This window comes from Mycobacterium sp. NGS19, from assembly GCF_059813155.1.
Map to the genome: position 1 here is coordinate 340715 of NZ_JCALEB010000002.1, position 26439 is coordinate 367153.

A 26439-nucleotide genomic window follows, 5' to 3' on the forward strand; every position below is an offset into this window, starting at 1 on the left:
TCGTCAGTCGGTTGGCTGGACCCTGGCCGCACCGACTCAGCGGTCAGGCGCGGCGATGACCGGGGCGACAACACCTACAGGCGAAGAACACGTCGTGGAACTTAGCACGGCTTTGCGACTGGCACAGGGCAGGGCGTCGGCGCTCTCTAGAGTGAGGGCATGACCGCGCAGCCGCAGAGAGTCGCCGTCGTCACCGGCGCCAGCTCGGGCATCGGCGCTGCAACCGCGAAAACCCTTGCGCGCCAAGGATTTCACGTAGTGGCCGTGGCTCGGCGTGCGGACCGCATCGAGGCGCTGGCCGCCGAGATCGGCGGCACCGCGATAGTGGCGGACGTCACGGACCAAACAGCCGTGGACGAGCTGTCACGGCGGCTGGATCGCGTCGATGTGCTGGTGAACAACGCCGGCGGCGCCAAGGGCTTGGCGCCGGTGGCCGACGCCGACCTCGAGCACTGGCGCTGGATGTGGGAAACCAACGTGCTCGGCACGCTGCGGGTGACCCGGGCGTTGCTGCCCAAGCTGATCGCATCGCAGGACGGGCTGATCGTCACGGTCACGTCGGTGGCGGCGTTGGAAACCTACGACGGCGGCGCCGGATACACCGCCGCCAAGCACGCCCAAGGGGCGTTGCACCGCACGCTGCGCGGCGAGCTGCTCGGAAAACCGGTGCGGCTCACCGAGATTGCGCCCGGTGCGGTGCAAACCGAGTTCTCGCTGGTGCGTTTCGACGGCGACCGCACGCGTGCCGACGCGGTGTATCGGGGCATCACCCCGCTGGTGGCCGAGGACGTCGCCGACGTGATCGGCTTCGTGGCGTCGCGGCCGTCGCACGTGAACTTAGACCTCGTCGTGATGCGGCCGCGCGATCAGGCGACCGCGTCGCGGTTCTACCGCCGAGACGACGGCGCTAACGGCCCGGGCGACCGTTGACCGGTTGCGGCGCGCCCGACGGGGTGGCCGGCGCGCTGCTGGGGATATTGGACGGCGGCTGCTGCGACGAGAGAGCCGACATCGAGCGCCACGTGTCCCAATCCACAGCCCAGTCCCAGATGTCGCCGTCGGAGTAGGACAGCTGAATCGACGTCCCGGTGACCTCGACCGGGTCGCCGTACATCGCGCTGTTGAAGTATTGGATGGCGTTTTCCAGGTTCAGATTGATGCACCCGTTGGTGACGTTTGTGTTGCCTTGCGCGCCAATGCTTTCCGGGTTGCAGTGAATGAATTCGCCGTTGTTGGAGATGCGCACGGCGTAGCGCTCGTGGACATTGCTGTAGCCGGCCGCTGGGTTGCTCATCCAGAAGTCGGCGTACTTCTCCGTGACCACATGGGTGCCGCTGCGAGTGACGTTGCGCGGCTGGTCTCCTTCGCCGTAGCTGCACGGGAAGTCCATGATCACGCCCGCGTCGGTCACCACCTGCATGCGATGCGACGGCGCGTGCGCCTTGACGATCTGGCGTCGGCCGATGGTGAAGTTCAGCGAGACGTCCTCCTCGCCGTAGGCGTCGTCGCCGAAGTTGACGCCGTAGAGCTTGGCGTCCACCTTCACGGTGGTGCCCGGCTGGTAGTACTCCTTGGTGCGCCAGTGCACACGCGAGCCTTGGGCCTCGTCGGGCAGCCAGGCCCAGCTGCCCTCGGTGGCGGGTTCGGTGGTCACCGTGAGCGCGCGTTCGACGGCGGCCTTATCGCTGATCGGCGCGTTGAATTGCAGGATGATCGGCGCGGCGATGCCGACGGTCTGCCCGTCTGCCAGCTGGAACTGGCCGCTGACCGTCTTGGTGGGTTTGACGGTGGTGAAGCTGCCGCTGACCGGGACCGTGGTGCCGTCGTGGCCGACCACTGACCCCGACCAGGTGTACTTCGAGCCGTAGCCGAGGGGTTCGGTCACGGTGTAGGACGTGCGGTCGCGGCCGAGCGCGCCGGCCACCACTTTGCCCTCAGAGTTGGTCAGCGTGACCCGCTGAAACCAGCCGTCACTGACCTCGGCACCGATCTGCGCGGTCGGCAGCACGTCTTCGGCGCCGTCGTTAGGCCGTAACGTCACGGTCGGCTTCGGCGGCGGGCCTGCCGTCTCACCCGGTTTGCCGGATCTGCTGATACACGACGCCAGCGCGCCAGGCGCAACCACCCCGACCGCGAGCGCAGTCAGGGCCCGGCGGCGAGTCAGCCGCGGCGCGTCGTTGGCTGGTGTCACGTCGACCCAGGGTACGGGTGGCCCGGTGTCCGTGCTAAATCGTCACGCCGACCAGCACGGGTTCTGGGACCAACGTGATCCCGAACGCGTCGCGCACGCCGTCGCGGATTCTGCGGGCCAGCGCCACGATGTCGGCCGTGGTGGCCGACCCTCGGTTGGTCAGCGCCAGTGAATGTTTTGTCGACAACCGGGCGGGCGCGCCCGCGCCGGGGTATCCCTTGTGAAACCCGGCCTGCTCCACCAGCCATGCGGCTGCCAGTTTGACCCCGTCCGGCGCCGGGAAATGCGGCACCGGCCCGGCGCTGCGGTAGGCGAGACGGTCATAAACCTGTTGTGACACAACGGGATTGGTGAAGAACGAGCCGGCGCTCCAGGTGTCGTGATCCCCGTCGTCGAGCACCATGCCCTTCCGGCGGCGCAAGGCCAGCACCGCGTTGCGCACGCGGCCCGGTTCGATGCGGTCGCCTTCCTGCGCGCCGAGCGCGGCGACCAGCTCTCGATAGCGCAGCGGGGCACTGCGACCCGTCGCGTCGAGCGCGAACTCGACCTCCAGCACCACGAACTCGTCGGCGCTCTTCAGCATGCTGTGGCGGTAGCCGAACCCCAACTCTTCCGGGGCGACCCACCGCACGTCGCCGCTGGCACGGTCCAGCAAACGCACCCGGGTGATGCAGTCGGCCACCTCCACGCCGTACGCGCCGACGTTCTGCACCGGTGTGGCGCCCGTCGACCCCGGGATGCCGGACAGGCACTCCAATCCGCCCAGCCCGTGCCGCAGCGAGGCAACCACGACGTCGTCCCAGACGGCTCCGGCTTCGGCCCGCAGGATCGGCCCGTCGATGGTCACGCCGCCGGTGGCCAGCCGCACCACGGTCAGATCGGTCAGGTCGTCGGCGATCACCAAGTTCGACCCGCCGGCCATCACCAACACCCGACCCGCTTGCGCGTCGACCGCGCGCATCGCCGCTACCACCTGATCCGTTGTGGCGCAGGTGATCACACGCCGAGCGACGGGTCCGACCCGCAGCGTGGTCAGCGGCGCGAGCGGAACGTCGTCCGCCACGCGAGCGCCGGCGTATTCAGCGGTGGCCACGGCCGGTAACGGTAACCTGACCTGCTATGCCGCGTTCATTCGACTTGTCGGCCGATTACCACGGCACTGTCGAGCAAGTGCGCGCGGCATTCTCCGACGAGCAGTACTGGCTGGCCCGGCTGGTCGACTCGGGCGCCGACGTCGCGACGCTGGATTCCTTGACGGTCGCCGACGACGGCTCCGTGACGGTGGCCACCACCCAGACGCTGCGCGCCGACCGGCTGCCGGCGGTGGTGACGCAATTCCATCCGCGCAATCTGCAGATCATCCGCAACGAGACGTGGACGCCGGTGCGCGACGGGGTGGCCCGCGCCGAAGTGTCCGGGGCGGTGCCGGGCGCTCCCGTGTCGCTGACAGGAACGGCGCTGCTCAGGCCTACAGAGACGGGCTCGCGGCTGCAGTTCAGCGCCACCGTCGAGGTGAACATTCCGCTGGTCGGCGGGAAGCTCGAGACGTTCATCGGCGGCAAGCTCGCCGAGCTCGTCGCCGCCGAGCAGCGCTTCACCACGGTGTGGATCACCGAGAACGCTTGAGCGCCAGCTAATCTGAACTGATGAGCCGACGACTCGACTACACGGTCACCTATGACGCGTCGGCCGCGGACGTCTACCGCAGCTTCACCAGCCTCATGTACTGGCAATCTCTGCTGCAGGAGTACCGCAGCGTGACTCCGGATTCCGAGCTCACGTCCTTTTCCACCGACCACACCGGAACGCGGGTCGTGTTGACCCACAGCCTGCCGCGCGCATACCTGCCGCCGATCGGGCGCGCCGTGGCGCCGGACGATGTGGTGGTGAGGCGTGAGCAGCAGTTCAAGCCGTACGACCCCCACCGGAATCAAGGCACCGGAACGTATCGGGCGTCGATCCCGCGGGTCGTCGGCCACTTCCAGGGCTCGCAGCTGCTCACCCAGACCCGCAACGGCTGTCAGTTGCGGCTGTCGAGCGTGTGCAAGGTGGCGATCCCGCTGGTCGGCCGACGACTCGAAGAGCTGGTGACCCGCCACGTCACCGCGCTGTTCGACGCTGAACGGCGGTTCACCACCGAGTGGGTGTGCCGACACTAGGCTCGCCTTCATGCGCATCGCGCTGGCGCAGATTCGCGCCGGAACCGACCCGTCAGCCAACCTGACGCTGGTCGCCGAGAACGTCCGCCAGGCCGCCGACGCCGGGGCGGCGCTGGTGGTGTTCCCGGAGGCGACGATGTGCCGCTTCGGTGTGCCGCTGGGCCCGGTGGCCGAACCGCTCGACGGGCCGTGGGCGTGCGCGGTGCGCTCGATCGCCGCCGACGCCGGCGTCGTCGTGGTGGCGGGCATGTTCGTGCCGACGCACGACGGACGGGTCACCAACACGCTGATCGCCACGGGGCCGGGGGTCGACGCCCACTACGACAAGATCCACCTCTACGACGCGTTCGGGTTCGCCGAGTCGCGGACCGTCGCACCGGGGCGCGAGCCCGTCGTGGTCGACGTGGCGGGCGTCGGAGTGGGCCTTTCCACGTGCTACGACGTGCGGTTCCCGGCGCTGTACACCGAGCTGGCCGACCGCGGCGCGCAGGTGATCACGGTATGTGCGTCGTGGGGGGCGGGCCCCGGCAAGCTCGACCAGTGGCGGTTGCTGGTGCGTGCCCGTGCGCTGGACTGCACCAGCTTCGTCGCCGCGACCGGCCAGGCCTATCCCGGCGACGACCTGGCAGCCAAAGGCGCGCCGACGGGCGTGGGCGGAAGCCTGGTTGCGTCGCCGTTCGGTGAGGTGGTTGCCGAAGCCGGTGCCGATCCGCAATTGGTGCTGGCCGACCTGGACCTCGACACCGTGGCCACGGCCCGCGACACGCTCGCCGTGCTTCGCAACCGCTCATCGTTCACTCAGGCGGATAGGGCAGAATCGCGCGGGTGACGAACCCGCAGGGCCCGCAGCACGGTGACCCGCAGGCCTGGAGCCGTCCCGGCAGCCAGCCTCCCCCGCCACCCCGCCAGCCGGGACCGCCGCCGGAGCAGCCCACCCACCAGATTCCCAGGGCCGGCAGCCCGATGGATGGGCCGACGACGCACATCCCCCGAGCGGGCCAGACCGAACCGCCCACCCAGCACATCCCCAAGGCGGCCCCACAAGCCGAAAAGCCGGCCGCCGCCCCTGCGGGCGGCAAGCGCAACTTCTGGCGCGACCCGCTGTCGATCGTGCTGGTCGTCGTCATCGTGCTGGCGGTGGTGGCCGCCGGGTTGATCGCCGGCGAGTTGTACGCGCGCCACCGCGCCGACAGCGTGGTGGCCGACGCGACCGAGTGCGTGACCCAAGACGGCGCCAGCGTCTCGTTCGGCGCGATGCCACCGTTCCTGTGGCAGCACATGACCGGTCACTACGACAACATCCTGATCAAGACCGACGGCAACCAGATCCGCAGCGCCAAGGGCATGAAGGCCGAAGTGTCGATCGACGACGTCGAGTTGGAAGGCGGCGCCAACAACAGGGGCATGATCGGTGCGCTCGACGCGACGATCACGTGGACCGCCGACGGCATCAAACAGACTGTGCAGAACGCGATTCCGATCTTCGGCAACTTCGTCACCGGAGTCGCGACCAATCCGTCGGACGGCACGATCGAATTGCAGGGCACCTTCGGTAGCATCACCGCCAAGCCGCAGGTGGTCGACGGCAACATCGCGTTGCAGGTGGTCAATGTCACGGGGCTGGGATTCGTCTTGCCCCGCGAATCGGTGCAGCCGGCGTTGGACGGGTTCACCAAGCAGCTGGCCGACAACTATCCGCTCGGCATCAAAGCCGACTCGCTGCAGGTCACGGATTCCGCTGTGGTAGGCCACTTTTCGACGCGCAACGCGTCGCTGCCGGCCGACCAGCAGGATCCCTGCTTCGCGCAGCTATAGCCCTTCGAGCACGCCGCGGGTCCCCGACAGACCCAAGCGCGTGGCGCCCGCGTCGATCATCGCAAGCGCGTCGGCGGCAGTGCGGATTCCGCCGCTGGCCTTCACGCCCAGGCGTCCGTTGACGGTGCGTGCCATCAACTCGACCGCCCGGATCGACGCGCCGCCGCTGGGGTGAAATCCGGTGGAGGTCTTCACGAAATCGGCTCCGGCGCCACCGGCGACGCGGCACACGTCGACCAGTGCCGGCTCACCGCCAAACTCGAGCAGCGCAGCCGATTCCACGATCACCTTCAACACCGCCCCCGGCACCGCGCGGCGCACACCTTCGATGTCGGCGCGTACAGCGTCGAAGTCACCGGCCAGCGCTGCCCCGATGTCGATGACCATGTCGATCTCGGCCGCACCGGCGCGCACCGCGAGCGCTGCCTCGCGGGCCTTGACCTCGGTGAGGTGCTTGCCCGACGGGAACCCGGCGACCGCCGCGACGACAGGGCCGCCGGGCGGCCGGGCCGCAACCGCCGCCGGCACCATCGACGGGGACACGCATACCGCAAAAGCGCTCAGCTGCACGGCTTCTGCGACCGCCGCCGCCACATCGGCTGCTGTCGCCTCGGGTTTGAGCAGGGTGTGGTCGACGAGCCCGGCCAGTTCGGCTGCCGACACCACTAGAACGGTTCTTCGACGTTGCCGGGATTGCAACCGGCGTCGACCATCTGGGCCGGCGTGACCACCGGGCGCCACGGCTCCAGGTTCCAGCTGACCTTGCCGGGTTGCGCGAATTCGGCTAGCTGCCAATGACACACGAATTGATCACGCATGCCGGGCAAGTCGGCATCGGGGGCGTGCCTGAGCACCTCCGACCATGCCTCGTCGGGGCTGACGAGCTCGATGCTGGCTTCCCGGCCCGCTGCAGTCGGATACACCCGCAGGCTGGACAGGTCGGCCCAGTGCACCCATTCGGTGTGGTCGACGTAGGGTGGCGGCGGCGCGTCGGCATGCGCCGGCGCAGCGACCATGACAGCCACTGGCAGCGCAGCGCACGCCGCGAGCAGGACGGCACGCATCCGCTAGCGCGACTTCCCTTGGATCTCAAGCAGTTTCGGCCGCACATCGACCAGATACACACCGGCGGCGCAGGCGGCGATCACCAGACCCATGACGCCCAACGGATACAGCAGCACACCGGCCGCACCGAGGATGAGAAGCCAGATCGGCTTGGTCAGCTTGCCCGTGGCGGTGTAGGCGTCGCTGCGCTGCAACGCAGCATGGACGAACGCATAGACAGTCATCACCAGTACGGCGATCTGCACGACGAAAAGGACGGTACCCGCGAGGCCAAGCATCACTGCTCAAGCCTAGGCGGATACCGTCCCGATCGTCGACTTGCCTACTTCTGCGTGACCTTCTTGGCCGCGCCCTTCTTGGCCGGCGCCTTCTTGGCAGCGGTCTTCTTGGCGGGCTCAGCCTTCTTGGCGGCGGCCTTCTTGGCCGGTGCCTTCTCCGCCTTCTGCGCCTTCGGAGCCGGCTCACGGCCGATCAGCTTGGCGGCCCGCTCGCCGACCGCGCGGGTCTGGCTTGCGACGTTGCCGAGCGCCTCTTGGGTCAGCTCGACGGTCTCGCTCAGCGCCTGCTCGGCGCGCGCGCGGCGTTCCTCGAACCCGGGCTGGTTGCGCAGCCGTTCCAGGGCGGCTTCACCGCGGGTGACGAGGTCGCGGTACAGCTCGGTGGCCTGCTCGCGGTAGCCCTCGGCGGCCTTGCGCAGCTCGTCGCCGCTCAGCCGGCCCCGAATCTCCTCGGCGCGTTGCGGGAGATCCTCGCGAGCCTTGGTGAGCCGGCCGCGTGTCTCCTCGACCCGGGTGCTCGCGTCCGTGCGGGCCTCTTCGGCACGCTCACGAAGCGCGGTGACGATCTCGTTGACCCGCTCCAGGGCGAGGTCAGCGGCACCGACCGCGGCAAGCAGCGGAGCCTTCAGATCCTCGGCAGTGGGGTTGGTCCTCTCGGCCATGTGTGTAATTCCTTTCGAATTCAGAAACGTATGGGGACGGATTGCACAATTTCCTGACAGTTATGCAGTTGACGACTCCTCACCGGCAGCTTCATCGGGTTGATGCGCCCTTTGTTGACGAAAGGAGGAGTAGATGTCAAGCAATACCTGCTTCTGCCGCTCAGTGATCGACGTGTCGTAAATGATCGCGTCGCGGACCGCACTGGGCTCGGTGGGCTCGAGAATTCCGGCCCGGATGTAGAGCACTTCCGCGGACACCCGCAACGCCTTGGCGATCTGGCTGAGCACTTCGGCGGACGGTTTGCGCAATCCGCGCTCGATCTGGCTGAGGTACGGATTGCTGACACCGGCCTTTTCGGCCAACTGCCGCACCGAAACCTGGGCCGCTTCTCGCTGGGCCCTGATGAAGCTACCGATATCTTGAGCGGCGTTCGTCACCACGGCGGCAATGTCGGAAGAAGCAAGGTCGCGCTCATGCTCTTCGCGCAAGCCCACTTCGACCTCTTGTGTCGGCATTGATCACCACCTCGACAAACGGGTATCAGTACGGACATTCGACACCCTACGGCGAAGTGCTAGCTTTAGCAAGCAGCCAGTTAGCGGTCTTTTAGAAAAGAAGCTGGCCGACGGTGTAAATCACCAGCCCCGCCAGCGAGCCGACCACCGTGCCGTTGATGCGGATGAATTGCAGGTCACGGCCCACGTGCAATTCAATGCGGCGACTGGCTTCGTCGGCGTCCCACCGCTCGATGGTCTCGGTAATGATCGCGGTGATCTCAACGCCGTATTCGGCCACCAGGTGCTTGACGCCGCGAATGATCCAGTCGTCGACTTTGTCGCGCAGGTCGGCGTCATCGCGCAGCGACTCCCCGATGTGCACGACGGAGTCGGCGATGCGGGTGCGCAGCGCGCTGGACGGGTCGTCGACAGACTCCACCAGGTTGCGCTTGAGCGCCGACCAGGCCGTCTCCGCCGCGCGGGTCACCTCGTCGCGGGCCATCACTTGCTCCTTGACCGTCTCCGCCCGCGCGATGGTGTCTTCGTCGTTCTGCAGGTCGTCGGCGAAGTCGAACAGGAACCGGGTGGCCGAGCGGCGCAGTTCGTGGTCCGGGTTGCGGCGCACCTTGTCGGTGAAGTCCATCAGCTCCCGGTGGATGCGGTCACCGACAAGGTGGTCGACCCAGCGGGGCGACCACGTCGGCGAATCCCGTTCCACCACGCGCTGGATGACTTCACCGGCGTTCAGCGACCAGTGGAACGCGCGGTCGGCCAGCAGCTGCAGCAGCGCCTCCTGCCGGTTCTCCCGCAGCAGAGTGCCCAGCACCCGGCCCACCGGCGGACCCCACTTAGGTTCGGCGAGCCGTTTGACGATCATGCGGTCGAAGACGTGCTGAACGTCCTCGTCCCGCAACATCTCGACCAATACCCGCAGCACGTTGGACGCCTCGGAGGCCACGCGGGTCGCGTGGTCGTGATCGGACAGCCACTTTCCCAACCGGCTGGCCACCTGCGCCTCCCGCAGCTTGGCCTCGACGTTCTCGGGCGACATGAAGTTCTCCCGCACGAAGGTGCCCAGCCCTTCGCCGAGCTGGTCCTTCTTGCGCTTGATGATCGCGGTATGCGGGATCGGTATGCCCAGCGGGTGCTTGAACAGCGCGGTGACCGCGAACCAGTCCGCGAGCGCGCCGACCATCCCCGCCTCGGCGGCCGCACCCACGTAGCCCACCCATGCGGGTGCATGGTTGGCCTGACCCCATCGGCAGAGAAGGAAGACCACGGTAGCGCCGAGCAAGAAGGCGAGCGCGACCACCTTCATCCGGCGCAGCTGGGTGCGGCGCTGCGCGTCCGCGCTCACGTCGACCGCGAACATGCCCTCGAGGTCTGCCGTCGGGCGCTCGTAGTTGCTCAGGCGGTGTGCCATCCCACCATCATCCAGGCAAATCGGGGTGCTCGGCGGAATGCGTCGCATGTCGGCGCCGGGCCGTAATATCGAAGTGGGCTAACGAACGGACATTCGCGACAGTGGTAGATCGACTCCCGGCGACAACCGCGAAGGTTGATGGTCGCAAACGGCGATGGCATCAGCACAAGGTGGACCGTCGCAACGAACTGGTGGACGGCACGTTGGAGGCCATCCGCCGCCGGGGCCGCTACGTCAGCATGGACGAGATCGCCGCGGACATCGGGGTGTCCAAGACCGTGTTGTACCGCTATTTCGTCGACAAGAACGACCTCACCACCGCGGTGATGATGCGGTTCGCGCAGACCACGCTGATCCCGAACATGGCCAAGGCGTTGTCGTCGAATCTCGACGGATACGAACTCACCCGCGAGATCATCCGGGTGTACGTCGACACCGTCGCCGCCGAACCCGAGCCGTACCGGTTCGTGATGGCCAACAGTTCGGCAAGCAAAAGCAAGGTGATTGCGGATTCGGAGCGGATCATTGCCCGCATGCTCGCGGTGATGCTGCGCCGCCGCATGCAGGCAGCCGGCATGGACACCCGCGGGGCTGAGCCGTGGGCGTACATGATCGTCGGCGGAGTGCAACTGGCCACCCACTCGTGGATGTCGGATCCGCGGATGACCGCCGACGAGCTGATCGACTACCTGACCATGCTGTCGTGGAATGCGTTGTGCGGCATCGTCGAAGTGGGCGGCTCGCTGGAGAAGTTCCGCGCCCAGGCCCACCCTGCGCCCGCATTGCCGCCGTCATGACGGACTGCTGGAACCGGGATGCCCGCAAGGTCTTGAGGTTTCGCGCCGGCGACAAGGTCGCCGACATCGACACCCGTGCTACTCCGGGCTTCTCCGGCAAGAAGAAGCATGCGCCGGCCATCCAGAACGAGCGCAACAAACGCTTCGCCGAATTGCAGGAGATGTTGTACGCCAACAGCAGAAGCGACGAAGGCGACCGTCACGCCGTCGTACTGGTACTACAGGGCATGGACACTGCCGGCAAAGGCGGCATCGTGAAACATGTTGTCGGAGCGGGCAATCCGCAGGGACTGCGGTATACGGCGTTCGGTGTGCCGACCGAAGAAGAACGCAAGCACCATTACCTGTGGCGAATTCGCAAGGCGCTGCCGGAATTCGGCGCGATCGGGGTATTCGATCGGTCACACTACGAGGACGTCTTGGTGGTGCGCGTGCACAACCTCGTGCCGCCCGAGGTGTGGGGCGGTCGCTACGACGAGATCAACGCATTCGAACGCGAGTTGGTGGACGAGGGCTTCAAGTTGGTGAAGGTCGCGATGTTCGTGTCGCTGGACGAGCAGAAAAAGCGGCTGGCCAAACGGCTTTCGCGACCGGACAAGTACTGGAAGTACAACCCGGGCGACGTCGACGAACGCAAGCTGTGGCCCGACTACCAGGAGGCGTACCAGGCGATGCTGGACCGCACGTCGACGGAGTATGCACCATGGTATGTGGTGCCGTCGGATCGCAAGTGGTACAGCCGGCTCGCGGTGACCGAGCTGCTGATCGCTGCGCTCGAAGACTTCGAGCTCTCCTGGCCCGCACCGGATTTCGATGTCGAGGCGGAGAAGCGGCGGCTCGCACAGGCCTAGCCCAGCCCTAGCCCAGGCCTAGCGGGGCTTGCGCCGCCCAGCTTGCGGCGCCCAGGTCCGGCGCCGAGCTCCGGCGCCCAGCTCCGGCGCCCAGCTCCGGCGCCCAGCTCCGGCGCCCAGGTCCGGCGCCGAGAACACACTTGTTGGCATGATTTCGGTGAATTGGCGTAAACAAGTGTGTTATCGGTGCACGAGAATGTGCTCATGGGGGGATTACTTGGCTTAGTAGTCGCGTCAGAGGCCCTGGAAACCGGCCAGGTGACCCGATGGCAGCTGCAACAGCACTACACCAAACTGTTCCGCAACGTGTATGTCCTCAACCGCGTAGAACTGGACGCTTTCCTACGTGCGCGCGCCGCGTGGTTGTGGTCAGGCCGCAAGGCGGTGCTCGTCGGCAACTCGGCGGCCGCAGTCCTAGGCTCGCGGTGGATACCCGCAGATAGTCCGGCGGAACTCGCGCGGGTACGGAATCGAGCTCCGGCAGGTATCGTCGCGCACGCTGGTCAACTTGCGCCCGACGAAGTGCGTCGTGTCGGCGACATGCTGTGTACCACCGCCGCCCGGACTGCCTACGACTTCGGTCGTCGACTTCCCTTCGACATCAACATCATTCGCATCGATGCGCTGCTGAATGCGACCGGCTGCACCGTTGCAGACGTGAACCGGATCGCCGCCCGGTACGACGGGGCGCGCGGCATATGCCAACTGCGGAAGGTGCTGGAGTTGGTCGACGCGGGAGCGGAATCACCCAAGGAGACCGAACTGAGGCTGCTGCTGGTGCGGGCGCGGTTACCAAGACCCGTGACCCAGATCCGTGTCGTGGACCCACGTCGTCGCAAGGTGCGCCGCATCGACATGGGATACCCCGAGTGGAAGGTCGGCGTGGAATACGACGGCGAGCACCACTGGACAAATCCGCGGCAGCATGCAGACGACATCGAACGGCTGGAATTCTTTGCCACACAAGGGTGGACGATCATCCGGGTCAGCGCACGGCAGCTACGGTATGAGCGCGACGAGATTGTGCGGCGTGTGCGTTGTGCGCTACTGCAGGCGGGCGCTGCAGTCTAGTAGGAGTAGAAACCCTGCCCGGACTTCTTGCCGAGCTGGCCGGCCTCGACCATCCGCAACAGCAGCGGCGGCGGACCGTAATGCGGCTCCTTGAACTCCTCGAACATCTTGTCCGCGATCAGTTTCAGCGTGTCCAACCCCACCAGGTCGGACAGCCGTAGCGGACCCATCGGATGCGAGAGCCCGGCCACCACCGCTTTGTCGACGTCTTCGACCGTCGCAAAGCCTGCCTCCACCATGCGGATCGCCGAGAGCAGGTACGGCACTAGCAGCGCATTGACCACGAAACCAGAACGGTCCGAACACCGCACCACCTTCTTGCCCAGCACCTCGCCCGCGAATCGCTCGGTCCGCTCCAGCGCGGCGTCGGACGTCGTCAATGCACTGACCAACTCGACCAGCGGCAGCACCGGCACCGGGTTGAAGAAGTGCAATCCCAGCACCCGGCTCGGATCTTGCGTTGCCGCAGCCAGTTTCATGATCGGGATGCTCGACGTATTCGACGCCAACACCGCATCCGGGTCGGTGATCACCCGATCCAGTTCGGCGAAGATCTGCTTCTTGACGGCCTCGTCTTCGATCACCGCCTCAATGACGAGCTGCCGGTCGGCCAGGTCGGCCAGGCTGGTCGTGAACTTCAGCCGGGCCACCGCGGCGTCGCGCTCGCGTTCGGTGATCTTTCCGGCGCTCACGCCGCGTTCGAGCGACTTCAAGATGCGGGCACGGCCCGCTGTCGTCAGCGCCTCGGTGGTCTCGAAGACCAGCACGTCCACGCCGGCGCGGGCCGACACCTCCGCGATGCCGGCGCCCATCTGACCGGCTCCCACCACACCTACTCGTTCAATACTCACGGTGTCTCCTTCACAGCATCGGGCCCCGCCCAACATCATGGACGGGGCCCGATGCCGTCAATTCAGCGGCTCAGTGAATCAGTGGGTCAGTGGCTCAGACATCGTCAGTGGAACTGGCCCTCTTCGGTCGACCCCTTCAGCGCGACCGTCGACGAGTTCGGGTCCACCGTCGTGGCGATCCGGTCGAAGTAGCCGGCGCCGACCTCGCGCTGATGCTTGGTGGCGGTGTAACCGCGCTCTTCGGCGGCGAACTCGCGCTCCTGCAGCTCCACGTACGCGGTCATCTGGTTGCGGGCGTAGCCGTAGGCCAGATCGAACATCGAGTAGTTCAGGGCGTGGAAGCCGGCCAGGGTGATGAACTGGAACTTGAAGCCCATCGCGGCGAGCTCCTTCTGGAACTTCGCGATCGTCGAGTCGTCGAGGTGCTTGCGCCAGTTGAACGACGGCGAGCAGTTGTACGCCAGCATCTGGTCCGGGAACTCCGCCTTGACTGCCTCGGCGAACTGCCTGGCCACCTCGAGGTCCGGCGTGCCGGTCTCCATCCAGATCAGGTCGGCGTAGGGGGCGTAGGCCTTGGCCCGCGCAATGCACGGCTCGATGCCGTTGCGCGTGCGGTAGAAGCCTTCCTTGGTGCGCTCGCCGGTGATGAACGGGCGGTCGTACTCGTCGACGTCGGAGGTGATCAGCGTCGCGGCCTCGGCGTCGGTGCGCGCGATCACCACGGTGGGCACGTCGGCAACGTCAGCGGCCAGCCGCGCCGAGGTCAGCGTGCGGATGTGCTGCTGGGTGGGGATCAGCACCTTGCCACCCAGGTGACCGCACTTCTTCTCGGAGGCCAGCTGGTCCTCCCAGTGAGTCCCGGCAGCGCCTGCGGCGATCATCGCCTTCTGCAACTCGTAGACGTTCAGCGCACCACCGAAGCCGGCTTCGCCGTCGGCGACGATCGGCACCAGCCAGTTGTCCACCGAGGTGTCGCCCTCGACCTTGGCGATCTGGTCGGCGCGCATCAGCGCGTTGTTGATCCGGCGCACCACCTGCGGCACCGAGTTGGCCGGGTACAGGCTCTGGTCCGGGTAGGTGTGGCCGGCCAGGTTCGCGTCACCGGCAACCTGCCACCCCGACAGATAAATGGCCTTCAGGCCGGCGCGCACCTGCTGCACCGCCTGATTGCCGGTCAGCGCACCGAGCGCGTTCACCCACTCCAGATCGTGCAGCTGCGACCACAGGATCTCGGCGCCTCGGCGGGCCAGGGTGTGCTCCTCGACCACAGTGCCCTGCAGCGCAACAACGTCCTGTGCGGTGTAGTTGCGGGTCACGCCCTTCCAGCGCGGATTGGTCTCCCAGTCGTGCTGAATCTGCTCTGCCGTTCTGGGCTTTCCAACGGTGGACATGCGACTCCTTCAGACGTTGCTCGACGGCCTCGACAGGACTGCTGACTCCATTGCCTGCTAACCCATCGGGCGGCTTTACTCACCAGTAACTTAACCATGCCACGGCACATATGCGCAGGTCCAGCGGTTCCAGTTGCGAATTTCAGCTATACCGGACGCTTGTCTTGCGAATCCTGCGAACCCGACGTGTAGCTGTACCGTTTCAGTTGCTACTCGTTGGTAACGTCATTGCCGCAGGTCAGGCCGTCAAAATCACGGCCGGATGATCTTTACAGTGAGAAGATCGACGCGACGGCTTTGGCCTCGTCGCCGACCAAATATGTGAGCGTTGTAACAGTCTTGTTCGCAAGCTCTTCGCCGAACCGGTCCGTGGAGCCGGGCGGATGCACATGCGCCGCAATCTCCAGCTTGTCGCCGAGACTCACCGGCGCCTCGTGCTCGATGGTCACCCGCGTCGGACTCCTCAGCAGTTCAGGCGTGGCCGAAAGGTAGTCCTCGACGACGCTCCAGTACACCGAGTTGTTCATGTGGTCGAAGAGGTCGATGTCGGTGAACCGCACCGGAAACTCGCGGATCTGGTCGGCGGTCTCGCGCGGCAGCGGCTTCAGGTAGGCCTTCCAACGCAGCCGGTCGACGCTCGTCGTGCGCTGCAGGCCTTCGATGAAGTCGTCGGCAATGCGCGCCGGGCCCTGCGTTTCGCGGTTGATGTTGATCCAGAACGCCTCGGACTCGATCAGCCCGCCCCTACGGCCGTCGACGCGGACCCGCATCTCACACCAGCGATTCGAGGTGCCCGAGCACCACCGGCGCAGCCGCAAGATGTCCTGAAATTCGATCGGCCGGATCAAGTCGACCATGGTGCGCCGCACGATCCACAGCGGATGAGTCTCCTGAAAACCCAACTCGCGCAGCTGATCTTGACCGATGTCCTGGATGTGCCGGGCGGCGGCGTCCAGGCGCAACCGGCCGGTCGCGTCGATGTCGGCGACCCGCACCGGCCATTCGCGGTCGAAGACGTCGGGATGCGGGTCGGGGACCGGCATCATTACTTTGGCTAGGCCGTTCTGCGCGCTCATGTGGCGCCGATCATGCCAAACGGCGCAGCGGCGGCCAAATGCCAAGACTGCGAAGCGCCACTTCACACGCGCGTACGCTGATCGGCATGCCTAAGACGTTCGTCGGGTCGCGGGTTCGTCAGCTGCGCCATGAACGGGGCTACAGCCAGGCCGCGCTGGCTCAGATGCTCGAGATCTCGCCGAGTTACCTCAACCAGATCGAGCACGACGTGCGTCCGCTGACCGTGGCGGTGCTGCTGCGGATCACCGAGGTGTTCGGCGTAGACGCAACGTTCTTCGCACCGCAAGACGACACCAGGCTGGTCGCCGAACTTCGCGAGGTGGTCATGGACCGCGACCTCGGCATCGACATCGATGCGGCCGAGGTCGCCGAGGTCGTCACCGCCCACCCTGCCCTGGCCCGGGCGATGGTGAACCTGCACCGGCGCTACCGGATCACCACCGCCCAGCTGGCCGCCGCCACCGAAGACCGCTTCAGCGACGGCAGCAGCGGCAGCGGCGCGATCACGATGCCGCACGAGGAGGTCCGCGACTACTTCTACGAACGGCAGAACTACCTGCACGAGCTCGACACCGCCGCTGAGGAGATGACCATTCGCATGAGAATGCACCGCGGCGACCTGGCGGGCGAGATCGCGCGCCGGCTCGCCGAAGTGCACGGCGTGCGCATTGTCAGGCGCATCGACCTCGGCGACACCGTGCTGCACCGGTTCGACCCGCAGACGAAGACGCTAGAGATCAGCAACCACTTGTCGACGGGCCAGCAGGTGTTCAAGATGGCCGCCGAGCTGGCCTACCTGGAATTCGGGGACCTGATCGACCGGCTGGTCGACGAGGGCAAGTTCACCAGCGAGGAATCGCGCACCCTGTTGCGGCTGGGCCTGGCCAACTACTTCGCGGCGGCCGCCGTGCTGCCGTATCGCCAATTCCATGACGTCACCGAGAATTTCCGCTACGACATCGAACGGCTCTCGGCGTTCTACTCGGTGAGCTACGAGACCATCTGCCACCGGCTTTCCACGCTGCAGCGGCCGTCGATGCGCGGCGTGCCGTTCTCGTTCGTCCGCGTCGACAAGGCTGGCAACATGTCAAAACGCCAGTCCGCCACCGGGTTTCACTTCTCGTCGAGCGGCGGCACCTGCCCACTGTGGAACGTCTACGAGACGTTTTCCAATCCGGGCAAGATTCTGGTGCAGATTGCGCAGATGCCCGACGGACGCAACTACATGTGGGTGGCACGCACCGTGGAGCGCCGGGCGTCGCGCTATGGTCAGCCGGGAAAGACGTTCGCAATCGGCCTGGGCTGCGAACTGCGCCATGCGCATCGGCTGGTGTACTCGGAGGGACTGGACTTGTCGGGCAACGTTGCCACCCCCATCGGCGCGGGCTGCCGGGTCTGCGAACGGGACAACTGCCCGCAGCGCGCATTCCCCGCACTCGGGCGCGCTCTCGATCTCGACGAGCACCGCAGCACCGTCTCGCCGTATCTGGTGAAACCGGCATGACCGCACCGCGAATCGAGCCGGGCGGCGTGCGTGAAATCGGCCTTGCGGGCTGGCTGATGTGCAAGGTGCTGGCGCGTGCGTCCGGCGTTCCGCAGGTGCATTTGTTCACCACGCTCGGACAGCACAAGCGGCTCTTTTGGACCTGGCTTCCGTTTTCCGGAATGCTGCTCGGTCCCGGGCGTCTCCCCCGCGCCGATGCCGAGCTGGTGATTCTGCGCGTCGCCCACACGCGCGGCTGCGAATACGAACTGCAGCACCATCGTCGGATGGCGAAGCGCCGCGGGGTAGACGCGGACAAGCAGCAACGCATCTTCGAGGGCCCAGACGCCGACGGGCTCAACGACCGCGAGCGGGCTCTGCTGACCGCTGTCGACGAACTCCTCGAAACCCGCAACGTGTCCACGCAGACCTGGCAGTGGCTCTCGCGCCACCTCGACCGTCGTCAACTCATCGAATTCGTCACGCTCACAGGGCAATACGACGCACTGGCCGCCACGCTCAACACGCTGAAGGTGCCGCTGGACTTCGCGGACTGATCGCGCTCACCGGGCCGGCACCGCGACGCTGACGGTCTCCACCTTCGCGCTGCGTGCCGCACGTGACTCGTCAGGCTGGATTGTCGACGCCGTGCAACAGAACAGGGTGCGGCCGTCGTCGCCTCCGAGCGCGCACGCAATCGCATGGCGGCCAGGCGTTTCCACGACGTCGGTCACCTCGCCGCCTTCCCGTACGCGCGCGAATCGGTCTGACGTCGGGCTCGCGAACCAGATCGCATCCTCGGCGTCGATGCAAATGCCATCGGGCACATCGCTTTTCGGCAGGTCCGCCCACACACGCTGGTTGGACAGCGCACCGGCGGGCGTCAGGGAGAACGCCACGAGGCGCTGCCCTGCGGTTTCGGCGACGATCAGAGTCTGGCGGTCCGCGGTGACAACCATGCCGTTGGCGAAGCGCAGACCCTCGGCGGCCCGGTGCACGCCCCCGTCGGGGTCGACGCGCAGCAGCGGCGCGGGTTTGATCGGTTCACCGGCGAACATGTCGCAGCCGAATTGGGACACGAAGGCATGCCCGGAGTCGTCGACGAGCATGTCGTTGATCGGATGCGGGGCAAGACGACTCAGATCGGCGTGCTCGGTCAGCGCGCTGCCGTCACCGCGACGACGCAGCAGCTTGCGGTCGTCCATCGACACGACCAGCATGCTGCCGTCGGGCAACCAACCGAGCCCCGACGGCGCGGTGTCGAGCCGTGCGATCACCTCGACGCTGCCGTCGGTCGTGATCCGCAGCACCTCGTGTGCGTGCATGTCGGAGACGAAGAGCGCGCCCTCATGCCAGCGCGGACCTTCGAGGAACACGCGGCCGTCGACAAGCGTGTCCGGCATGCCTTAGAAATTGATCATGTGGCCGACGAGCCCGTGGAAACACTCCTGCAGCGCCTCCGACAGCGTCGGGTGCGTGTGCACGTTGCGGGCGAGCTCGTTGGCCGTCAGGTCCCACTTCTGGGCCAGCGTCAACTCGGGCAGCAGCTCAGAGACGTCGTGCCCGATCAGGTGGCCGCCCAGCAGCTCGCCGTACTTCCCGTCGGCGATCAGCTTGACGAAGCCGGCCGTCTCCCCCAGACCGTGCGCCTTGCCGTTCGCGGTGAACGGAAACTTGGCGACCTTGACGTCATAGCCCTCGTCGCGGGCCTGCTCCTCGGTGAGCCCGAAGCTGGCCACCTGAGGCTGGCAGAACGTGGCGCGCGGCATCATCCGGTAGTCACCGAGCTCCAAAGTCTCTGCGCCCGCGATAGTTTCGGCCGCGACCACGCCCTGTGCCTCGGCGACGTGCGCGAGTTGCAGCAACCCGGTGACGTCACCGATCGCGTAGATGTGGTCGACGTTGGTGCGCATCCGCTCGTCGATCGCAATGGCCTTACGGTCCGACAGCTTCACCCCGGCGGCATCGAGGCCGTAGCCCTCGACGTTGGGCGCAAAGCCGATGGCCTGCAGCACGCGGTCGGCCTTGAGTTCCTCGGAGTTGCCGTCCTTGCTGACCTTCACCGTGACCGTCGACCCGTCGTCCTTGATCGACTCGACCTTGGTTCCGGTCATGATCTTGACGCCGAGCTTCTTGAACTGCTTCTCGATCTCCTTCGACACCTCGGCGTCCTCGTTGGGCAGTGCCCGCGGCAGGAACTCGACGATCGTCACGTCGACGCCGTAGTTGGCCAGAACGTAGCCGAACTCCATGCCGATCGCGCCGGCCCCGGCGATGACGATCGAGCCCGGCAGGTCGCGCGACAGGATCTGCTTCTCGTAGGTGACGACGTTCTCGGACAATTCGGTGCCGGGAACCAGCTTGGTGCTGGCACCGGTGGCGATGATCGCGTTGTCGAACGTCACGGTCTCGGTACCGCCGTCGTTGAGGTCGACCTCCAACGTGTTGGCGTCCTTGAACGTGCCGCGACCGTGGATTTCGGTGATCTTGTTCTTCTTCATCAAGAAGTGCACGCCCGCGACACGACCGTCGGCGACCTTGCGGCTGCGGTCGAACGCCACACCGTAGTCGAACGTCGCCTCGCCGTTGATGCCGAACGTCTTGGCCTGCTTGGTGAAGATGTGGGCCAGTTCGGCGTTGCGCAGCAACGACTTCGACGGGATGCACCCGACATTCAGGCAGACCCCGCCCCAGTACTTTTGCTCGACGATGGCGGTCTTGAGTCCCAGCTGGGCGGCACGGATGGCGGCGACGTATCCGCCGGGGCCTGCGCCGAGGACGACGACGTCGTAATGAGAAGTCACCAAGCCACCCTAATAAGGGATCACCCCGGCTAGGCAAGGCCGGGCAACCCGATCGCAGTAGTAGATGCCGTGCAGCACGGCCGCCGCGGCCACCGCGGCCAGCGGAGCCGACATGATCGCGATCCCCGCCGCTGCTACCAGCGGCTTGCCGTCGACCATCGCGGCGAGCATCGCCGCGACGCTGCACACGACCACGAAGATCAGCACCGCGAACACCGGCCAGGTCTTGTCCAGCGAGTGAAACCACCAGTAGTACAAGCCAAGACCAGCCGCAGCGGCAGGAATCCACACCGCGACGAGCGTCAGCACGAACGTCCACCGCTTGAGGTAGTGGTATTGGCCGGGCACCACGTGCGGTCGCGCCGAGATGGGCAGAAACTCGGGGACGGCCGGTTCGGCGGGTTCGTCGGCGGACTCGTCGGCCGGCCGTTCACGGTCGCCGATCAACGGCTCGCGGTGGGCGGTCAACGGCTCCCACGGATCCGGGCGGGCTTCTGGGCTGGGCTGGGTCTGCGGGCCGGTGTCGGCTGGATCAGGCACCGGACACCGCCTCGATCGCAGCGAGCACGCCGAACCAGCCCGGGCCGACCGCCAGCAGGAACGCCCCGAGCGCTGTCACCCACCGGACTCTCGACGACACGAGCAACACCAGCCCGAGGGTGGCCGGGACGCCGACGACGAGCGCGATCACCACGTCGGGCCGAATGGTGACGTCGACCGTCAGGGTCGCCGCGATCGCCGCCAGAACCCCCACCGCAGTACCGATCAGCATTGCACCGGCGAGCAGCCAAGGGCGGGGAAGCGGAATCACGCTCCCGAGGTTAGCGACCCCTTGACAGGCCTTGGGTTCGCCCCGCTCGCGGGCCGTCGGCCGTTTGCGTAGTCGGCACCGGTCAACGGCGGTTCCGCTTGCAGTTGTCGGAGTTCGTCGGCGGAGAACGTCCGGCCCCGGGACAGGAACCGCATGCCTTCGGGCGCCTCCATCGAAAAGCCGCCGCCGCGGCCGGGCACCGCGTCGATGATCAGCTGCGTGTGTTTCCACGCGTCGAACTGCGGGCCGGAGATCCACACCGGCGTGTCCTCGACGATGCCGAGCAGCACATCGCGGTCGCCGACGATGAACTCGCCGTCGGGATAGCACATCGGCGACGACCCGTCGCAGCAGCCGCCGGACTGATGAAACATCAACGGGCCGTGACGATTTCGCAGCTTGTGCAGCAGGCCGGCGGCGGTCTCGGTGATCAGCACCCGCGGCGGCGCGTCGCTGCGATTTGGGTGCGTTAACCGGCGCTCAGCGCCTGTTTTCGCACCGAAATCACCCATCAGAAGAAGCCCTGCGCCTTGTTGCTGTAGCTCACCAGCAGGTTCTTGGTCTGCTGGTAGTGGTCGAGCATCATCTTGTGGTTCTCGCGGCCGATGCCGGACTGCTTGTAGCCGCCGAACGCCGCGTGGGCCGGATAGGCGTGGTAGCAGTTCGTCCATACCCGGCCGGCCTTGATGTCACGGCCGGCGCGGTAGGCGGTGTTGCCGTCGCGGCTCCACACCCCCGCACCCAGGCCGTAGAGCGTGTCGTTGGCGATCGCGATCGCGTCGTCGTAATCACGGAAAGACGTGACCGCGACGACGGGCCCGAAGATCTCCTCTTGGAAGATCCGCATCTTGTTGTGGCCCTCGAAGATCGTCGGCTGCACGTAGTAGCCGCCGGACAGGTCGCCGCCGAGTTCGGCGCGCTCTCCGCCGGTGACGACGCGGGCGCCCTCGTCCTTGCCGATCTCGATGTAGGACAAGATCTTCTCCAGCTGGTCGTTGGAGGCCTGCGCGCCGATCATGGTCTCGGTGTCCAGCGGATTGCCTTGGCGTACCGCCTTGGTCCGGATCGCGGCGAGTTCCAGGAACTCGTCGTAGATGTCGGCCTGGATCAGGCTGCGCGACGGGCACGTGCACACTTCGCCCTGGTTCAGCGCGAACATCGTGAACCCTTCCAGCGCCTTGTCCTGGAAGTCGTCGTGGGCGGCCATGACGTCGTTGAAGAAGACGTTCGGGCTCTTGCCGCCGAGCTCCAGCGTGACCGGGATCAGGTTCTGCGAGGCGTACTGCATGATGAGCCGCCCGGTGGTGGTCTCCCCGGTGAACGCGATCTTGGCGATCCGATTGCTCGACGCCAGCGGCTTGCCCGCCTCGAAACCGAAGCCGTTGACCACGTTGACCACGCCGGGCGGGATCAGGTCGCCGATCAACCCGAGCAGGTACAGGATCGACGCCGGGGTCTGCTCGGCCGGTTTGAGCACGACGGCATTGCCGGCGGCCAGCGCCGGCGCCAACTTCCACGTGGCCATCAGAATCGGGAAGTTCCACGGGATGATCTGCCCGACGACCCCGAGCGGTTCGTGGAAGTGGTAGGCGACGGTGTCCTCGTCGATCTGGCTCAGCGACCCCTCTTGCGCGCGGATGGCGCCGGCGAAGTAGCGGAAGTGGTCGACGGCCAGCGGAATGTCGGCGTTGAGCGTCTCGCGGATCGGTTTGCCGTTGTCCCACGTTTCGGCGACGGCCAGCGACTCGAGGTTTTCTTCGATGCGGTCGGCGATCCTGTTCAGCATCAGCGCCCGCTCGGCCGGAGCCGTTTTGCCCCACGCCGGGGCAGCTGCGTGCGCGGCGTCGAGCGCCTTGTCGACGTCGGCTTCGGTGGAGCGGGGGATTTCGCAGAACGCCTCACCGGTGATCGGCGACGGGTTCTCGAAGTATTCGCCGCTGACAGGCGGAACCCACTCGCCGCCAATGAAATTGGCGTACCGGGACTCGTACGACATCAGCGAACCCTCGGCGCCGGGGCGGGCAAACACAGTCATGGTCGACTCCTTCGTCGTGCATGTGTTGTATGGCTCACACTACTCGCGGCACGGGCCGTGACCGCCCTGAGAGAATGCCGGAGTGGACGACCCCTACCTCTGGCTCGAGGACATCACCGGCGAAGAGGCCCTGGACTGGGTGCGCCGGCACAACGAGCCGACGTTGGCCGAGCTGTGCGACGAACGCTTCGAGCAGTTCCGTCAAGAGGCGCTGGAGGTGCTCGACACCGACGCCCGCATCCCGTACGTGGTGCGCCGGGGCGAGTATCTGTACAACTTCTGGCGCGACGCGGAGCACCCGCGGGGGCTGTGGCGTCGCACCACGCTTGAGCAGTACCGGACCGACGCGCCCGAATGGGATGTGTTGATCGACGTCGACGCACTGGCAGCCGACGAAGACGAGAACTGGGTGTGGGCCGGCGCGAACGTGATCGAGCCGGAATACACCCGAGCATTGGTCTCGCTGTCGCGCGGGGGCGCTGACGCCGCCGTCGTACGCGAATTCGACATGGCGACAAGGCGATTCGTCGCCGCCGGATTCGTGGTCGCAGAAGCCAAGACCAGCATCGACTGGGAGGACGCCGACACAGTGCTGGTGGGCACTGACTTCGGTGAGGGCTCACTGACCGATTCCGGTTACCCCAGACTGGTCAAGCGGTGGCGCCGCGGGCAGCCGCTGTCGTCGGCCGAGTTGTTGTTCTCCGGCACGCATGTGGACGTCAGCGTCGGAGCGTCGGTCGACCGCACCCCAGGGTTCGAACGCACGCTGGTGAGCCGGTCGATCGACTTCTTCAACAGCGAGGTCTACGAACTTCGGCACGGCGAATTCGTCCGCATCGACGCACCCACCGACGCGTCGCTGTCGGTGCACCGTCAATGGCTGCTCATTGAGCTGCGCACCGACTGGTACACCGCATCCGGCGATTACCGCGCCGGTTCGCTGCTGGCCGCTGATTACGAGGACTTCCTCAGCGGTACAGCGCAACTGGCGGTGATATTCGAGCCCGACGAACATACATGCCTTCACCACTACGCGTGGACGCGCGACCGTCTGGTGGTGGTCACGCTGGCCGACGTGGCGAGCCGCGTGCAGATCGCGACGCCGGGCGAGTGGTCGCTACAACCAGTGGTCGGGCTGCCGGAGAACGCCAACACGGTGATCGTGGCGGCTGACCATGCTGGCGACGAATTCTTCCTCGATTCAAGCGGATTCGATCGACCGTCGCGCCTGCTGCGCGGCGTAGCCGGCGGGGAGCTGGAGCACATCAAGTCTGCACCCCAGTTCTTCGACGCCGACGACCTCACCGTCACCCAGTATTTCGCGACATCTGAGGACGGCACGGCGGTGCCGTATTTTGTTGTCGCGCATACGGATGCCGACGGTCCCGGGCCGACGCTGCTCGGTGGATATGGCGGGTTCGAGGTGGCGCGCACACCCGGATACGACGGCGTGCTAGGCCGGCTGTGGCTGGCCCGCGGCGGGACGTACGCACTGGCCAACATTCGTGGAGGTGGCGAATACGGACCAGCCTGGCACACCCAGGCGATGCGCGAGGGCCGACACAAGGTTGCGGAGGATTTCGTCGCTGTCGCAAGGGATTTGGTGGACCGCGGCATCACCACGGTGCCGCAGCTCGGCGCCGCGGGCGGCAGCAATGGCGGGCTGCTGATGGGGATCATGCTGACGCAGTATCCGGAGTTGTTCGGTGCGCTGGTGTGCAGCGTCCCGCTGCTGGATATGCGCCGCTTCCATCGGTTGTTGGCCGGCGCTTCGTGGGTGGCGGAATACGGCAACCCCGACGACCCGGCGGACTGGGAGTTCATCTCCGAGTATTCGCCGTACCACCATATTTCGGCGGACCGTCGCTATCCCCCGCTGCTGATGACGACGTCGACCCGCGACGACCGCGTGCATCCTGGGCATGCCCGCAAGATGACCGCCGCGCTCGAGGCGGCCGGGCATCACGTGCGCTACTACGAGAACATCGAGGGCGGTCACGCCGGGGCAGCCGACAACAAGCAGGCCGCTTTCAAGGCGGCGCTGATGTACGAATTCTTGTGGCGGACCATCGGCGCGGCACGGCCATAATGGAGTCATGCTGGTCAACGTCGAGGGACTCTGCGTCGGGGCGAACACGTCGCACAAGGCGGCAGAGCGGGCGTCGGATGGCGCCAACAGGCTCGCTGTAGTGGGTTTAGCACCAACCGCTTTCGGCGATTTCGACGCCGCGTCGTCTTTTTACGCACGCGTCTTGTGCGCACAAAGGCATCACGCAGCGCTGATGGAAAGTCATCACCGCGCGCTGAGCACAATCGGCGAGAAGGCGCACGCGGTGGCCGTAGCCTTCACCGAGACCGAGGATCGCAATGCCGCAATGCTCGACGGGGTAGGGGCCGAGTCTTAGCGCTGGCTCACTCCGATTTCCGCCAGAAACGTGGATGTGCCGTGTACTCCATCGACCGCTTGAACCTCCACGGCCACCGCTTCCCGGCGGCGTAGGCGGCCAGATAGAGAACCGCGAAGACGCCTGCCGTGACGATGCCAACGAGCACGAACTGTAGGTACTGCCCGCGAGCAACCCGATATCCCCAACTTGCGTCACCATGGCCGAACACGAGGGCAACGAGTATTAGGCACACTGCAGTCACTAGCGGGAGCCAAGGACTTCCTCCGTGTACAAAGTAGAAGAAGACGTTCCCGGAACAGAGTCCCATCGCGAATACCATGTTCCACCAACTCTTTTGAGCGGTGGCCAAGCCGCCGTATGAGTCAGGCGCCGGATCGTAGTTCGGGTCGTCGCTACCCGGCGGAGGCGAACCGTCGGCGGCCGGATCCGGCAGACTGTCGCTGACACTGAACGCGTAGATCTTGCCGCGGATCTTGATGTAGGGCGTGGAAAAGTAGGCCTGGAGAACCATTAGGTACACGACAAACAGGGCGAGCATCGCGCCGGTGCCCCAGCGGGGAATTGACGCAAGGAACACAGACACAATCGCCCCCAGCGTCGCCGACCAGTAGAACCGTCGCTGCCACGCCCGGCTCTTCTTCTCTGGCATCACCACAGGACCGGCGACACAGAGCACCGCGATGACCAACAAGATCAACGTGTGCGGCTGGTGAAACATCGACTGCGACGCCATCCGCTCGATGCTCAATGGCAGCCCCGCCATGAGATA

The 26439-nt window shown here is 66.2% G+C and carries 30 protein-coding genes; 12 read left to right on the forward strand and 18 right to left on the reverse strand.

The features are described 5' to 3' along the window. The first annotated feature begins 159 nt into the window (after positions 1-159). Positions 160-930 carry an SDR family oxidoreductase gene (locus tag AC5Y4N_RS06980; RefSeq protein WP_499905687.1) on the forward strand — a complete coding sequence of 257 codons (771 nt, stop codon included), beginning with the start codon at positions 160-162 and terminating at the stop codon, positions 928-930. Here AC5Y4N_RS06980 and AC5Y4N_RS06985 read toward each other — a convergent pair. After that, complete coding sequence (locus AC5Y4N_RS06985; RefSeq protein ID WP_499905683.1) at positions 908-2191, reverse strand: L,D-transpeptidase; 1284 nt, start codon at positions 2189-2191, stop codon at positions 908-910. The genes AC5Y4N_RS06980 and AC5Y4N_RS06985 overlap by 23 nt on opposite strands. A 34-nt stretch (positions 2192-2225) precedes the next feature. Next, positions 2226-3284 (reverse strand): UDP-N-acetylmuramate dehydrogenase, encoded by a 1059-nt coding sequence (locus AC5Y4N_RS06990; RefSeq protein WP_499905680.1) that lies wholly within the window; start codon positions 3282-3284, stop codon positions 2226-2228. 26 nt (positions 3285-3310) lie between these two features. Here AC5Y4N_RS06990 and AC5Y4N_RS06995 point away from each other — a divergent pair, with 26 nt between their 5' ends. The 4 genes from AC5Y4N_RS06995 to AC5Y4N_RS07010 are packed head-to-tail and all read left to right on the forward strand — an operon-like array spanning position 3311 to position 6165. After that, positions 3311-3817 (forward strand): DUF2505 domain-containing protein, encoded by a 507-nt coding sequence (locus tag AC5Y4N_RS06995; RefSeq protein ID WP_499905676.1) that lies wholly within the window; start codon positions 3311-3313, stop codon positions 3815-3817. Positions 3818-3837: 20 nt separating this feature from the next. Continuing rightward, positions 3838-4350, forward strand: coding sequence for a DUF2505 domain-containing protein (locus tag AC5Y4N_RS07000; protein WP_499905673.1), 513 nt, complete (start codon positions 3838-3840; stop codon positions 4348-4350). 10 nt (positions 4351-4360) lie between these two features. Beyond that, complete coding sequence (locus tag AC5Y4N_RS07005; protein ID WP_499905670.1) at positions 4361-5179, forward strand: carbon-nitrogen hydrolase family protein; 819 nt, start codon at positions 4361-4363, stop codon at positions 5177-5179. Further along, on the forward strand, positions 5176-6165 hold the full coding sequence (locus AC5Y4N_RS07010) for an LmeA family phospholipid-binding protein (RefSeq protein WP_499905666.1): 990 nt from the start codon (positions 5176-5178) through the stop codon (positions 6163-6165). Before AC5Y4N_RS07005 ends, AC5Y4N_RS07010 begins: the two co-directional genes overlap by 4 nt. On the opposite strand, the gene deoC is transcribed toward AC5Y4N_RS07010, so the two are convergent. The 6 genes from deoC to AC5Y4N_RS07040 all read right to left on the reverse strand — a co-directional run bounded on the left by deoC (position 6160) and on the right by AC5Y4N_RS07040 (position 10040). Continuing rightward, entirely contained in the window at positions 6160-6831 is a 672-nt protein-coding gene (gene deoC, locus AC5Y4N_RS07015) for a deoxyribose-phosphate aldolase (protein ID WP_499905662.1), read from the reverse strand. The genes AC5Y4N_RS07010 and deoC overlap by 6 nt on opposite strands. Then, positions 6831-7229, reverse strand: a complete 399-nt coding sequence (locus AC5Y4N_RS07020; RefSeq protein WP_499905659.1) for a DUF2599 domain-containing protein — start codon at positions 7227-7229, stop codon at positions 6831-6833. Before AC5Y4N_RS07020 ends, deoC begins: the two co-directional genes overlap by 1 nt. A 3-nt stretch (positions 7230-7232) precedes the next feature. Then, positions 7233-7508, reverse strand: coding sequence for a DUF2516 family protein (locus AC5Y4N_RS07025; protein WP_499906327.1), 276 nt, complete (start codon positions 7506-7508; stop codon positions 7233-7235). A gap of 44 nt (positions 7509-7552) precedes the next feature. Next, a complete protein-coding gene (locus tag AC5Y4N_RS07030; RefSeq protein ID WP_499905654.1) occupies positions 7553-8170 on the reverse strand; it encodes an ATP synthase subunit B family protein in 618 nt (205 codons plus the stop codon). A gap of 60 nt (positions 8171-8230) precedes the next feature. After that, on the reverse strand, positions 8231-8665 hold the full coding sequence (locus AC5Y4N_RS07035; RefSeq protein WP_499905649.1) for a helix-turn-helix domain-containing protein: 435 nt from the start codon (positions 8663-8665) through the stop codon (positions 8231-8233). Positions 8666-8777: 112 nt separating this feature from the next. Further along, positions 8778-10040 carry a DUF445 domain-containing protein gene (locus tag AC5Y4N_RS07040; RefSeq protein ID WP_499906325.1) on the reverse strand — a complete coding sequence of 421 codons (1263 nt, stop codon included), beginning with the start codon at positions 10038-10040 and terminating at the stop codon, positions 8778-8780. Positions 10041-10192: 152 nt separating this feature from the next. Here AC5Y4N_RS07040 and AC5Y4N_RS07045 point away from each other — a divergent pair, with 152 nt between their 5' ends. The 3 genes from AC5Y4N_RS07045 to AC5Y4N_RS07055 all read left to right on the forward strand — a co-directional run bounded on the left by AC5Y4N_RS07045 (position 10193) and on the right by AC5Y4N_RS07055 (position 12810). Then, positions 10193-10888, forward strand: a complete 696-nt coding sequence (locus AC5Y4N_RS07045) for a TetR/AcrR family transcriptional regulator (RefSeq protein ID WP_499905646.1) — start codon at positions 10193-10195, stop codon at positions 10886-10888. Further along, the gene (locus AC5Y4N_RS07050) at positions 10885-11739 is read left to right on the forward strand and encodes a polyphosphate kinase 2 family protein (protein WP_499905644.1); all 855 of its coding nucleotides are present in this window, start codon (positions 10885-10887) and stop codon (positions 11737-11739) included. Before AC5Y4N_RS07045 ends, AC5Y4N_RS07050 begins: the two co-directional genes overlap by 4 nt. A 204-nt stretch (positions 11740-11943) precedes the next feature. Continuing rightward, positions 11944-12810 carry an endonuclease domain-containing protein gene (locus AC5Y4N_RS07055; RefSeq protein ID WP_499905641.1) on the forward strand — a complete coding sequence of 289 codons (867 nt, stop codon included), beginning with the start codon at positions 11944-11946 and terminating at the stop codon, positions 12808-12810. Here AC5Y4N_RS07055 and AC5Y4N_RS07060 read toward each other — a convergent pair. From AC5Y4N_RS07060 to AC5Y4N_RS07070, 3 genes are all read right to left on the reverse strand, one after another. Then, a complete protein-coding gene (locus tag AC5Y4N_RS07060; protein ID WP_499905639.1) occupies positions 12807-13661 on the reverse strand; it encodes a 3-hydroxybutyryl-CoA dehydrogenase in 855 nt (284 codons plus the stop codon). The genes AC5Y4N_RS07055 and AC5Y4N_RS07060 overlap by 4 nt on opposite strands. Before the next feature lie 104 nt (positions 13662-13765). Continuing rightward, complete coding sequence (aceA, locus tag AC5Y4N_RS07065; RefSeq protein WP_499905636.1) at positions 13766-15052, reverse strand: isocitrate lyase; 1287 nt, start codon at positions 15050-15052, stop codon at positions 13766-13768. Positions 15053-15321: 269 nt separating this feature from the next. Continuing rightward, a complete protein-coding gene (locus AC5Y4N_RS07070; RefSeq protein ID WP_499905631.1) occupies positions 15322-16128 on the reverse strand; it encodes an acyl-ACP thioesterase domain-containing protein in 807 nt (268 codons plus the stop codon). Positions 16129-16214: 86 nt separating this feature from the next. On the opposite strand from AC5Y4N_RS07070, the gene ramB reads away from it, so the two are divergent. Beyond that, on the forward strand, positions 16215-17633 hold the full coding sequence (gene ramB / locus AC5Y4N_RS07075) for an acetate metabolism transcriptional regulator RamB (RefSeq protein WP_499905628.1): 1419 nt from the start codon (positions 16215-16217) through the stop codon (positions 17631-17633). Continuing rightward, positions 17630-18169, forward strand: coding sequence for a carboxymuconolactone decarboxylase family protein (locus tag AC5Y4N_RS07080; protein ID WP_499905625.1), 540 nt, complete (start codon positions 17630-17632; stop codon positions 18167-18169). Before ramB ends, AC5Y4N_RS07080 begins: the two co-directional genes overlap by 4 nt. Before the next feature lie 6 nt (positions 18170-18175). Here AC5Y4N_RS07080 and AC5Y4N_RS07085 read toward each other — a convergent pair whose 3' ends face one another. Genes AC5Y4N_RS07085 through adh form a run of 6 tightly spaced genes read right to left on the reverse strand, consistent with a single transcriptional unit; the run spans position 18176 to position 23262 of the window. Continuing rightward, entirely contained in the window at positions 18176-19015 is an 840-nt protein-coding gene (locus tag AC5Y4N_RS07085; protein WP_499905622.1) for an SMP-30/gluconolactonase/LRE family protein, read from the reverse strand. Between the two features lie 3 nt (positions 19016-19018). Beyond that, positions 19019-20416 (reverse strand): dihydrolipoyl dehydrogenase, encoded by a 1398-nt coding sequence (gene lpdA / locus AC5Y4N_RS07090; protein WP_499905619.1) that lies wholly within the window; start codon positions 20414-20416, stop codon positions 19019-19021. A 9-nt stretch (positions 20417-20425) separates the two neighbouring features. Then, a complete protein-coding gene (locus AC5Y4N_RS07095; protein WP_499905616.1) occupies positions 20426-20956 on the reverse strand; it encodes a hypothetical protein in 531 nt (176 codons plus the stop codon). After that, complete coding sequence (locus AC5Y4N_RS07100) at positions 20949-21227, reverse strand: putative holin (RefSeq protein ID WP_499905612.1); 279 nt, start codon at positions 21225-21227, stop codon at positions 20949-20951. Before AC5Y4N_RS07100 ends, AC5Y4N_RS07095 begins: the two co-directional genes overlap by 8 nt. Next, positions 21224-21739, reverse strand: a complete 516-nt coding sequence (locus tag AC5Y4N_RS07105; RefSeq protein ID WP_499905610.1) for a DUF779 domain-containing protein — start codon at positions 21737-21739, stop codon at positions 21224-21226. The genes AC5Y4N_RS07100 and AC5Y4N_RS07105 overlap by 4 nt, the downstream gene beginning before the upstream one ends. Next, on the reverse strand, positions 21739-23262 hold the full coding sequence (gene adh, locus AC5Y4N_RS07110) for an aldehyde dehydrogenase (RefSeq protein ID WP_499905608.1): 1524 nt from the start codon (positions 23260-23262) through the stop codon (positions 21739-21741). The genes AC5Y4N_RS07105 and adh overlap by 1 nt, the downstream gene beginning before the upstream one ends. Before the next feature lie 82 nt (positions 23263-23344). Here adh and AC5Y4N_RS07115 point away from each other — a divergent pair, with 82 nt between their 5' ends. Together AC5Y4N_RS07115 and AC5Y4N_RS07120 are read left to right on the forward strand one after the other, a co-directional pair. After that, on the forward strand, positions 23345-25351 hold the full coding sequence (locus tag AC5Y4N_RS07115; protein WP_499905606.1) for a prolyl oligopeptidase family serine peptidase: 2007 nt from the start codon (positions 23345-23347) through the stop codon (positions 25349-25351). Between the two features lie 7 nt (positions 25352-25358). After that, positions 25359-25667, forward strand: a complete 309-nt coding sequence (locus AC5Y4N_RS07120; protein ID WP_499905604.1) for a DUF2563 family protein — start codon at positions 25359-25361, stop codon at positions 25665-25667. Between the two features lie 7 nt (positions 25668-25674). On the opposite strand, the gene AC5Y4N_RS07125 is transcribed toward AC5Y4N_RS07120, so the two are convergent. Next, positions 25675-26433 (reverse strand): hypothetical protein, encoded by a 759-nt coding sequence (locus tag AC5Y4N_RS07125; RefSeq protein ID WP_499905601.1) that lies wholly within the window; start codon positions 26431-26433, stop codon positions 25675-25677. Between the last annotated feature and the right edge of the window lie 6 nt (positions 26434-26439).